This window comes from Actinoplanes siamensis (assembly GCF_016862395.1).
GTDB classification, from domain to species: Bacteria; Actinomycetota; Actinomycetes; order Mycobacteriales; family Micromonosporaceae; genus Actinoplanes; species Actinoplanes siamensis.
In genome coordinates this window covers 53,158-62,770 of record NZ_BOMW01000069.1, presented here as the reverse complement: position 1 = coordinate 62,770, position 9,613 = coordinate 53,158, and the positions used below count along the sequence as shown (strand labels likewise).

The window sequence follows — 9,613 nt, the reverse complement described above, 5'->3', positions numbered from 1 at the left end:
TTATATAACACCCTTCGGCCACGCTAAGTGATGTTCTATAACACCGTCTACGGGGCGCCGGCATGGTCGTTTGCCGAATGGCGCGCAAAGCCGCTGACCCCCAGCGCCAGCAGCCCGGCCGGCGCGAGCCCCCTCTCTGGACCCAGGCCGCAGCACTGGCGCCTGAGCCGCGATGCGTCGCCCCGCCGCCGCCGGGGACACGCCCGAGCCCCAGGCGGGAACGTCCGACCGGGTGCGGCTACCGGGCCCCTGAGACGTCACAGGGCCAGAGATTGTCGTACGTGGATGCGAGGATGACGGCCGTCCGTGATGACCCGATCACCGTGGTTGACTTCGTGGGGGGAGCGCCATGCGTGCTGAACAATCCCACAGCGGGCTCAACGATCGTCGGCAGACAGCAGCCGCAATTCGCCCCGGACCAGGCCAGCACGAGGACCCGCTGTGAGGCAGTTACCGATCGGATGCCCGCCCATAGCCATCGACAGGCAGTAATGTGGCGGTGACTTCAGGCACGGGGAGGGCTCGCCGATGACCAAGCCGCCGCTCACGGTGCACAACGCCGCGATCAGCACCGCCCGCGTGGAGATCAAGACGCTGACAGTCTCCGGTAGACAGGTGACCCTGGCCGTCTTCCGGCAGTTGCGGGAGGCGCCAGTCATCGAGGACGACGGGGTGCTGGCCGGTCAGCTGTGGGGCGTGGTGAATTACCACCCCGACAAGTGCGCCGATCTGCCCGAGCACTGGCACGTAGTGTGGCAGCGCGACGCTGACCTACTGCGCAGCTTGGTCTACCGCACCATCGATCATGGCGAGTTCTGGCCCGAGTCCGGCGACCGGCTCGTCACCGCGGCCGTCTACGAGTACGCCGTGCACGGGACCACCGGCCCGTTCAAGGACCTGCCGCTTCGTGATCTCGTCCGAGAGTATTTCGAGTCCAGCGCCGACTCCCGGCCCGGCATCGTGGAGAAGTGGTCCGGTCTGCCGGTGCGCATGACGCCGACCGACGGCGGCCAACGCGTGGTGCTTGCATTGCTGGATCACCAGCGGGCGCACAAGCTCGCCCAGCAGCGCGCAGACGACCCGTGGCATCAAGACCAACGGCAGGCGGCGGAGCGGGCCCTGGCCGCTCAGATCACCCTGCTCGGCGAGGAGATCGCCGAGTACGGCGCCGATATGGAGCAGCTGCTCGCCGAGTGCCGGGCCGACGTCGCGGCCGAAGCCGCCCGGCGCGAGCGGCACGCCCAGGCCCGCCAGGCGATCACCGAGCTGCCACAACTGTTCATCGCGGTCTGACCAGAATTTCGGCGCCTTCGTGATTTCTACCAGCTCCTGAGCGGATCCAGCCGACGGCTGCCAGCACGACCGGGGGCCGATCGCGTTTCACAAGCGACACCACCCTATGAAACAGGTCCGCTGCACCCGAAGGGGGCTGTCTCGCTCAAGGTCGAAGTGGCCGCCAGCTCCCGGGCCGCGTACCAGGTTTTGTCGTACCGAGACGAGACCATGTTCGGATGACTGCAGAACACGGTGTGCCGATCCCCTATCGCGCGGCCTGGGTGCCGGACGACGATCCGGAACGGGACTGGGACACCGCCTCAGCGCTGGCCCTGCAATGGCTGGACGCGGAAGCGTCCCACTCGGGCGGCACCGTCGTGCTGGTGACCCACTCGTTCGACAATGGCGCGGGCAGCCAGGTGCTCAGCCGGTTCACCCGCGGCCGCAACCACCTGACCACACGGTCCTCCTCGTTGCCCGGCGTCCGCGGCCCGGTCCTGGCATACGTCCCGACCGGCGAGGTGCTCGCCCTGGCGATCGCCAGGGCGCGGGAGTCGGCGCTGTGCGTGGTGGAGAGCGCCGCCCATCCCATGCGCGGCTGGGCGATGGTCACCGGTGCCGTCAACCTGCTCACCGGGCAGACCGAGGTACTCGACGAACGGCTGCGCACGCACCTGGACCGCTTGAAGTTCTACGGCAACAACGGCTACGGCCCGAAGTTCGACCAGGATCGCGCCCGCAACGTGCTGGACGACCTCCGCACCGAGGGCCTGCTCGACGTCGATGTCATCGTGAGCGCGCTCGCCGCGCTGAACGTCTCCGTACGAGGGCAGGACAAGATCCGCAAACTGGCGAAGCGGTAGCGCGCGGGTGAGGTCCTGGGCGGGCGCGACGGCGCACCGGACGCCCAGACCTCGCTCATGAGGTGGGCCTCACTCATGAGGTGGTCGAGTCACAGGCCTTCCGATCAGAAGCGCGGCGGGCGCCCGGCCTTCCCTCCGAGATCATCGCAACCGCCAGTTTTCGTTCCGATGTTCCTCAACAGCCGGGTTGGTCGAGCCGGCACCCGAGTTCTGCGGTGCTCCGGAGCGGCACCGGCTCGGCGCCGGCACCGTGCAGTTGGGCTGGCGGGCTTGCTCGTGCCCGCCCACTGCCAGCGGCCCGGGCGAGCAACGGCCAGCGATCCCCGGCAGTCTGATGAACCAGCGCCGGCACCGTGATGGTCACCCAGGAACCACCACCCAGAATGTGGCGCAGGTCACATATTCGGGGTAGGGGTTTTCAGTACATGAAACGCATAGGCGAGGGACATGCCCTCGTATAACTGGCCCAACCCGGAGGGCAGGGCGGAACTTTGTGTTCACCCTGCCGAAGTCAGCCTTTTCGACCCTGAGATCGCAGCTGCCGACCCGATCGGCGACCTGCTGGAGCTAGTTTCCGGAGCGGTCGAACGCGAGTCGTCACCCGAGCGTCAGCGTGCTGAGTCCCGACTCGCTGATCACAAGTTGGTCGAACAGGTCCGCTTCGAGATGCTGCAGGAGCGTCCGCAGCGAATCGTCCGTGTTGACGGCCAGCAGGATGCCGTCATCACGTGGGACGGCTTCGCGTACCACCAGCTTTTTGACGACCTGTGGCTGTACGCCCTGCCGGTGGTCAAGGCGTTCCTGAAGAAGAACCAGATGGGCCGGGTGCTGGAGCGCTACGCCCCCGAGCGTCCGTTCACCATGCGCTCCGAAGACATGGTCGTGCTGGCCAACTCTCACGACGAGCGCACCGAGCTGGCGTTGGACATCATCAGCCAGGCGGTCGAGGACTTCCGCAAGAAAGCCATCGCCCCGGGCAAAAGACAGTGGAAGCCCTCGATGAAGGGCGCCTCGCTGCGCACGTACTTCATCGGCACCTGCGCCCTGGTCTACCCGCGGGCGTACGAGAAGTGGTCCAAGACCCGCAAGGGCAAGCTCGAGCTGGTGGCCAGCCAGCACGACATCAACTTCGAGAGCATCGGCGGCATCATCTCCCGCGACCTGGCCGATCCCGCCGCGATGGCCGGCATCCGGGTCGACCTCAAAAGGCTCATCGACGTGGCCACGCCCACCACCAAGGCCATCCTTGGGCTGCTCGCCCAGGACATGTCCCAGGTGCAGATAGCCGCCGAGCTGGGCCTGACGGTCAAATCCGTCAACAGCCGGCTGGCGCACTTCCGCGCGAGGGTCAGGAACCCGGTCCGTCCCGAGTCCGGACGCCGGCCCATCGGCTCGAACCGGAAGGCCACGGCATGAAATCCACACTCGTTGGCGGGCCCGTCCTCACCAGCCTGATCAGCGGCATGTCTCACCTGGCCGGAGCACCCTGGGGAGCCGTGATGGCGATCGCCATCATCGGCCTGCTGGCCACGGTGCTCCTGGGCCTCGCCCAGCTCGCCATGCCACAGGAATCGCACGACAAGGTGCTGTTCTGGGAGAAGTTCTTCGCGTACCGAGAACTCCGCCGCACCGCCGTTCCCGCGAAGAAGACCCACCCGCGCCGAGCCGTCCGAGCCTCGCCCGAGGATGACGTCCCTGTCGTCACACTGCCGCATCCAGCGACGCCGAACGAGCAAATTCCAGCACGCACTCCGGCGCGCTCGCCCTGAGCAGGCAGACCTTCCTTGGGGAGGTGGAGCCTTCTGCTGTTCCACACGCTCATCGGAGGGTGACAGGCGGCCGCCTTCCGGCGTCGTACCGGCCGGCACCGGAAGGCGGACGCCTGCTCAGCACAGCGAGGCCTCGCTCTCTCACAGAGCGAGGCCTCGGCGTGTGTGGAACTCATCGACGTCGCTGGACGATCAGCGGAGCGCCGTCTTCGGCTTCTGCTGTCCCACCGGACGCAGGTGCGTCACTGAGGCGATGGGGAACTGCTCCTGCCCCAGCGAGGTGTGCCACTCGATGTGACCAGGTGCGTCGATGAGCCTGATCCACCCCTTGCAGGCCGCGCAGACGAAGCATTCCGACGCCGGCGGCGGCTCGGCCGGCCCTTCCGTCTGTGCCACCGCCGGCTTGGGCTTGGCGGGCTTGCGATTCGCGGCTTCCCACAGCGGCAGCCAGACCGTGGTGAAGGTGCTCATATCCACGTCGAGCTGCTCGGCGAGGGCCTCGAGTTTGTCGCGGGTGGGCAGCAGCCGTCCGTTGAAGACCCGCGACAGCATCGACTCGGAGTAGGTCACCGCCCGGGCCAGTGTCCGAAGTTTCGGCTTGCCGGCCTTCACCCTGGCTTCGGCGAGGACCTGGCTCAGCTTCTGTTGGGCCAGGTCCGGCTCCAGCGCGTCCTTCGTGGCCGCGATCGCGGCCACGAAGGACGGCAGCTGAGCTTTCTCCGCGCCACCGTTGATTGTGATGTTGTAGATGTCGCCGGGCGAACGATTAGCCGCGATGGAATTCTGGTACTGCCGCGCGAGCTGTGACGTGGCGAAATCGCCGGGGTCGACGGGGACGGTCCTTCGCACGAATGCCACCGTTACACCTGCCCCGGGGCGGCGGCGAGGATCCGGTACAGCGTGGTGAAGTCGACCGCGGTGCGGGCGCCGTCCACGACGCGGTCGATGATGACGCTGGCGGCCAGGCCGACCGCCAGCAGGATCCCGGCGGCTTCAAGCAGAGCCGTCCGGGTGAAGGCGATAAGCCCCCCGTAGAAGGCCAGAACGATCACGAGCACGACCGTGCGGCGCTTCGCGCGCTGGTCGGCCCACCACTTCTCGGGCGCCAGGCACCCCATGACGATGTTCACCATGTCCTCCCGGACTTGGATAGCGCTGGACTGCGGCCAGTGCGGGAGAAGGGCTCACCGGGCAAATGCCCGGGTGGTGTGAGTCGGTTCTCTCCCGCGCAAATATGGTGACCGGCCGCCGCCATGTCTGGCCACCGTGGACGACCGACGGCGGGATGGGGCGCGTGAAAGTTTCCGGTGATCTCCGGTGGCGGTACGTCTTCTGGCGCCGGATACAACGAAAGGCCCGCCACAGGGCGGGCCCAACGTGTCCTGAAGACGTCACCACAACGCCTCTACCAGGTTTTACTGTCCTGCTCCGGTCCAGCGCTATCCAGCCGGGGCATCGATACTCGGCGACGTCCGCTCAGGAATCACGTTCCGTCTGGGGGCGTCACTGATATCGAGTCTGCGGGCACACACGTCACGAGCACGAGCGACTCTGCAATTTCGTGGAAGTCCGGGAGACCCCAGAGATGGGCCTTCAGCCTGGTCAGACCGCCTGGCTGGATGCTTCTGACCCGGTGAATGTTCATGAAAAATCTGAAAGAACTGCGGCCTCTGAGCGCTCCGGAGAGGACCGGCAGGGCTTCCCCACCCCGCTAAGGCATGGCAGTCTGCCTATCTGTAACTGTCTTGTCGCTTGGAGTGATGGGCGGTGGTTCGGGGTGACGCAGCTGTCGTTGTTCGGCCCGCGCGAGGACGGCCCTGATCCGAAGCCGGTATCGGACCAGACTGTCAGTTTGCATCTGCTGATCACGGTGAAGGCGGCGCCGAACCCGTCGGAACGCTACGGCGAGACGGTGTGCGTGGCCGGGCTCAGCGTCGATCTGCAACGGCGGGGCTGGATCCGGCTGTACCCGATCAACTTCCGAGAGCTGGCCAGCGACGACAAGTTCCGCAAGTACGACCTGGTCACCGTGACGGCGAAACCGGCCCGGCAGGATCAACGGCGGGAGAGCTTCCGGCCGCTGATGGACACGATGGTCACCAAACGGCACCTGGCCCCGTGGAAGCCGCGCCGGGCATTGCTCGATCCGTACGTCGAGGACTCGATGTGCCGGCTCAACCGGGCGGCCCGCGCGGATGCCAACGCTCCGTCGCTGGCGCTGGTGCGCCCGCGCGCGGTCGACGGCTTGGACGTGGAGGCACATCCGGGTTGGACGCCGGAGGAACAGCGCAAGATCGACGCGTACATCCGGCAGCCGGACCTGTTCAGCGGCCAGGACCGCACGGCGCTGGAACCGCCGCGGTTCCGCGCCTATTACCGCTACCGCTGCCACGACACCGGCTGCAGCGGTCACCGCCAGGGCGTGCTGGACTGGGAACTGGTGGCCTTCCAGCGGCGGCTGGCCCGATCCGGCGACGACGAACTGCGCGCAGCGATCCGCGACAAGTTTCTCGGCGAACTGTGCGGGCCAGGCCGGGACGTCGCCTTCTACGTCGGTAACCAGGCCAAGCGGGCGCACGTGTTCAGCGTGCTGGGCGTTTACTGGCCGCCGCGCGTGTCGGTGCCCAGGCCCAGGCGTCGCTGAACCTCCTGGATTACCACCTGGCGGTGGCAGCGGTCCTCGTCGGCCTCGAAGCACAGCACGGCGACGCGTTCCTGCCGGCCTGCCGCGGCGACCGCCTGCAGCGCCTGGTCGGCCTGCGGCTCGCGCAGCAGTTCGGCGTAGTAGGCGCGGGCGTCGTCGCGGGCCGGCCCGGTGGTGGCGAACCCTGGCCGGTTCGCCTTCGGATTGCCCAGCTCCCGGTGGTGCTCGTAGACGATGCCGGCCTGGCTCAGCGCCTGCCCGAGCGCGGTCTTGCTCAGCCCCGGCTTGCGCGACAGCGGGGTCAGCCGGACGTCGACCAGCCGCGAGACACCCAGCGCGTGCAGCTGCGCGATGAGTTCCTCGATCGTGCGGCCCTCGTAGCCGACACCGACCAGGCCGGCGGAATCTGGTTGTCTCGATATCACGCGATCACCCTTTCACCCTCGGCCCGGTCGGGACAGGAGCGGTCACCCGGCCGGTACCGCGGCCGCCGCCGGGGTGGTGCGCAAGTAGCCGTAGAGGGTCTCCCGGCTGATCTCGAACTCGCGGGCCAGGGCGGCCTTCTTCTCGCCGGCGGCGGCCCGCCGGCGTACCTCGGCCACCTGGTCGGCGTTGAGCGCTGGCTTGCGGCCGGTGTAGGCGCCGCGCTGCTTGGCCGCGGCGATGCCCTCGCGCTGGCGTTCCAGGATCAGGGCGCGCTCGAACTCGGCGAACGCGCCCATCACCGACAGCAGCAGGTTGGCCATGGGCGAGTCCTCGCCGGTGAACGTCAGCCCTTCCTTGACGAACTCCACCCGCACCCCCTTGCTGGTCAGTGTCCGGACGAGGCGGCGCAGGTCGTCGAGGTTGCGGGCGAGCCGGTCCATCGAGTGCACGAGCACAGTGTCGCCGTCGCGGACGAACGCGATCAGCTCGTCGAGCTTCGGTCGGGCGGTGTCCTTGCCGGAGGCCTTGTCGGTGAAGACGCGCTCCACCGCGACGCCGTCGAGCTGCCGGACGGTGTTCTGGTCGACGGAGCTGACCCTGATGTAGCCCACTCGCATCGCCGGACTCCTTCCTGACCAAATGTGTCAGGTTGAACCCTAAGATTCCAACCAGAAAGTGTCAAGAAATGCCAGAACCGGCTCTATCCTGACGATCTTCGGGCGGGACTGAGATGTCAGGTTGGGGTGTACCCCACATAGGCACCCCAATCGCCCTTGTTCGTGGCCCTGGTTGAATGCATGGTCACCGAACTCGTTGGAGGACGTGGTGTCCGACTCTCATAGCCGTCGCATCCAAGCACTTGAGCTTCTCTACGATCACGCTCCAGAGAACGCTGGGGAGATCCCGCACTTTGTTGATCTTCTCGGGGAAACTCTCGACGACCACGCCGAGGATCTATGGCGCGGCACGTTGCGCCTCCTCGACGGCCAGGGATTGATCAAGCTCGCCGAGACGATGGGTTTCGGTGGGAACGCCGCCTACCTGACCGATGCCGGCAGGGCTGAGGTGGAGGAGCGTCGCCGTCGGCGCGCGAACCCGGCAGAGATGCGCAGCGCCGCTGAGCGCGGCATCCTGCAGTACCTCTACCAGGAGGACCCCCACGGGACGGCGTGGACGCAGCTTCGAGGCGATGACGGGATCAAGATCCACCTTGAAGGATCAATCCTGCCGGACAGCCTCGTGGGGCGTGTCGCCGAGCAGCTCAAGGAGGCCGGCCTCATCGAGGGCGGCAGCTATGTCGCGGAGTTCGAGGGCCCGCTCACGGCACGGCTGACAGGACTGGGTCAAAGGTGCATCGAGTCAGGGGTGAGCGTGGAGGAGTTCCTGAACAAGCAGAGGCAGGCCCAGCCTGGCCACGTCTTTCACATCGGCACCATCAGCGGCAGCAACCTGAACTGGGGTGACCACGTCACCCAGAACGCCACCACGTCGTCCGGGCTCGTCGGTGACGAGTTGCGCCAGCTGGTGCAGGCGATCGTGCAGGCGCTCCCCGTGCTCGGGCTGCCGGACGAAGACGCGGAGGCAATCCGCCGGGACTCAGAGGTGATCGAGGGAGAACTCCAGCATCAGACGCCGGAGTCGAAGGGGATCGTCCGGGCAATGTTGAACCGGAACCTGAACCGGATCCTTGCCGAGGGCGAGAACCAACTCGCGTTGTACCTGGTCGCATCGGCGAAGGTACTCCTGCGCAACATCGGCTGGGACGTCGAGTAAGCAGCGGGTCAACCGGCCGCACCGCGTCCCGGATCCAACCGGCGCACCAGCTCCCCGCCGGCCATGTGGCCGTGCAGGCACTTCGCAAGATCGGCCAGGGTGACACCCGGGTCCGCCGGCCGGGCCGGCTTCTTCTCCTCCCACCAGTACGACCTGCGTACCCGCTTCTGTGTCGGTGCCGGTCCGCGGCGCTTCACCGGCCGCCCCACCGCCTTCGCGTGCAGCCGCTTGATCTCGTCGTCGATCGCGTGGATGCCCGTCGCGGCGGGCAGGGTCAGCGGTGGCTCGTCCCAGGCGTCGGTGTCGTCCGGGCCCTGCATGACGGCCACCGGGTCCGCGCCGCTCACCACGGCGTGGAAGCCGGCCAGCGTCGCGACCGCGTACGCGCGGGCAGCGTGCACGGCCCGCTGGTGGACATCCGCGGTGTGCCCGGCGGCGAGTTCGGCGCGTTGCTTCCCCGTGTCCTGCCACAGCCGGTGCCGGGCCGCTTCCTGGTCGGCGACCGCGTCCGGCAGTCCCGGGACTGGCTCGGGCGGCTCGGTGCTCGCTTCGCTCTCGGCCATCTGCTGCATGTCGTAGGCGGCCCGCCATGCTCTCACCAGCGCGCCGTACCGCTGGGCGTGCTCGGTCAGGAGTTCCTCGGCGCGGGCGGGCCACGGCTCGGCGTCGGCGCCGTCCGGATGCGGAGCCCGCACGTCCGGGTGCGCCGCGCTCCGATCGTACCGGAATTCGGCATCGTACTATGATTTCGGAACGGTGATTGTGGACCGATTTCCGGAACGATTCATGATCTTGGGACGGGCCTGTGGCCTGGGGATCTTGCACGGGCCTACTGCGGCCGTCCGGGCCGTTCCACAACCATG

At 67.5% G+C, this 9,613-nt stretch carries 11 protein-coding genes; 6 read left to right on the top strand and 5 right to left on the bottom strand.

From position 1 onward, the window contains the following. Positions 1-528 precede the first annotated feature (528 nt). The 4 genes from Asi03nite_RS32030 to Asi03nite_RS32015 all read left to right on the top strand — a co-directional run bounded on the left by Asi03nite_RS32030 (position 529) and on the right by Asi03nite_RS32015 (position 3,907). Positions 529-1,293 carry a hypothetical protein gene (locus Asi03nite_RS32030; RefSeq protein ID WP_203684243.1) on the top strand — a complete coding sequence of 255 codons (765 nt, stop codon included), beginning with the start codon at positions 529-531 and terminating at the stop codon, positions 1,291-1,293. A 218-nt stretch (positions 1,294-1,511) separates the two neighbouring features. Then, the gene (locus tag Asi03nite_RS32025) at positions 1,512-2,138 is read left to right on the top strand and encodes a hypothetical protein (RefSeq protein WP_203684242.1); all 627 of its coding nucleotides are present in this window, start codon (positions 1,512-1,514) and stop codon (positions 2,136-2,138) included. Between the two features lie 447 nt (positions 2,139-2,585). Beyond that, a complete protein-coding gene (locus Asi03nite_RS32020) occupies positions 2,586-3,554 on the top strand; it encodes a helix-turn-helix domain-containing protein (RefSeq protein ID WP_203684241.1) in 969 nt (322 codons plus the stop codon). A gap of 83 nt (positions 3,555-3,637) precedes the next feature. After that, positions 3,638-3,907, top strand: a complete 270-nt coding sequence (locus Asi03nite_RS32015; protein WP_203684240.1) for a hypothetical protein — start codon at positions 3,638-3,640, stop codon at positions 3,905-3,907. A gap of 192 nt (positions 3,908-4,099) precedes the next feature. On the opposite strand, the gene Asi03nite_RS32010 is transcribed toward Asi03nite_RS32015, so the two are convergent. Together Asi03nite_RS32010 and Asi03nite_RS32005 are read right to left on the bottom strand one after the other, a co-directional pair. Continuing rightward, positions 4,100-4,765, bottom strand: a complete 666-nt coding sequence (locus Asi03nite_RS32010) for a helix-turn-helix domain-containing protein (RefSeq protein WP_203684239.1) — start codon at positions 4,763-4,765, stop codon at positions 4,100-4,102. A gap of 2 nt (positions 4,766-4,767) precedes the next feature. Beyond that, positions 4,768-5,040 carry a hypothetical protein gene (locus tag Asi03nite_RS32005; RefSeq protein WP_203684238.1) on the bottom strand — a complete coding sequence of 91 codons (273 nt, stop codon included), beginning with the start codon at positions 5,038-5,040 and terminating at the stop codon, positions 4,768-4,770. 428 nt (positions 5,041-5,468) lie between these two features. Here Asi03nite_RS32005 and Asi03nite_RS32000 point away from each other — a divergent pair, with 428 nt between their 5' ends. Continuing rightward, entirely contained in the window at positions 5,469-6,551 is a 1,083-nt protein-coding gene (locus Asi03nite_RS32000) for a DUF8757 domain-containing protein (RefSeq protein ID WP_239103073.1), read from the top strand. On the opposite strand, the gene Asi03nite_RS31995 is transcribed toward Asi03nite_RS32000, so the two are convergent. Together Asi03nite_RS31995 and Asi03nite_RS31990 are read right to left on the bottom strand one after the other, a co-directional pair. Next, positions 6,506-6,976 (bottom strand): DUF488 domain-containing protein, encoded by a 471-nt coding sequence (locus Asi03nite_RS31995; RefSeq protein ID WP_239103072.1) that lies wholly within the window; start codon positions 6,974-6,976, stop codon positions 6,506-6,508. The genes Asi03nite_RS32000 and Asi03nite_RS31995 overlap by 46 nt on opposite strands. A 42-nt stretch (positions 6,977-7,018) precedes the next feature. Then, complete coding sequence (locus Asi03nite_RS31990) at positions 7,019-7,594, bottom strand: recombinase family protein (RefSeq protein ID WP_203684237.1); 576 nt, start codon at positions 7,592-7,594, stop codon at positions 7,019-7,021. 196 nt (positions 7,595-7,790) lie between these two features. Here Asi03nite_RS31990 and Asi03nite_RS31985 point away from each other — a divergent pair, with 196 nt between their 5' ends. After that, positions 7,791-8,750, top strand: coding sequence for a hypothetical protein (locus tag Asi03nite_RS31985; RefSeq protein ID WP_203684236.1), 960 nt, complete (start codon positions 7,791-7,793; stop codon positions 8,748-8,750). An 8-nt stretch (positions 8,751-8,758) separates the two neighbouring features. Here Asi03nite_RS31985 and Asi03nite_RS38185 read toward each other — a convergent pair whose 3' ends face one another. Then, positions 8,759-9,445 carry a hypothetical protein gene (locus Asi03nite_RS38185; RefSeq protein ID WP_239103071.1) on the bottom strand — a complete coding sequence of 229 codons (687 nt, stop codon included), beginning with the start codon at positions 9,443-9,445 and terminating at the stop codon, positions 8,759-8,761. Positions 9,446-9,613 lie beyond the last annotated feature (168 nt).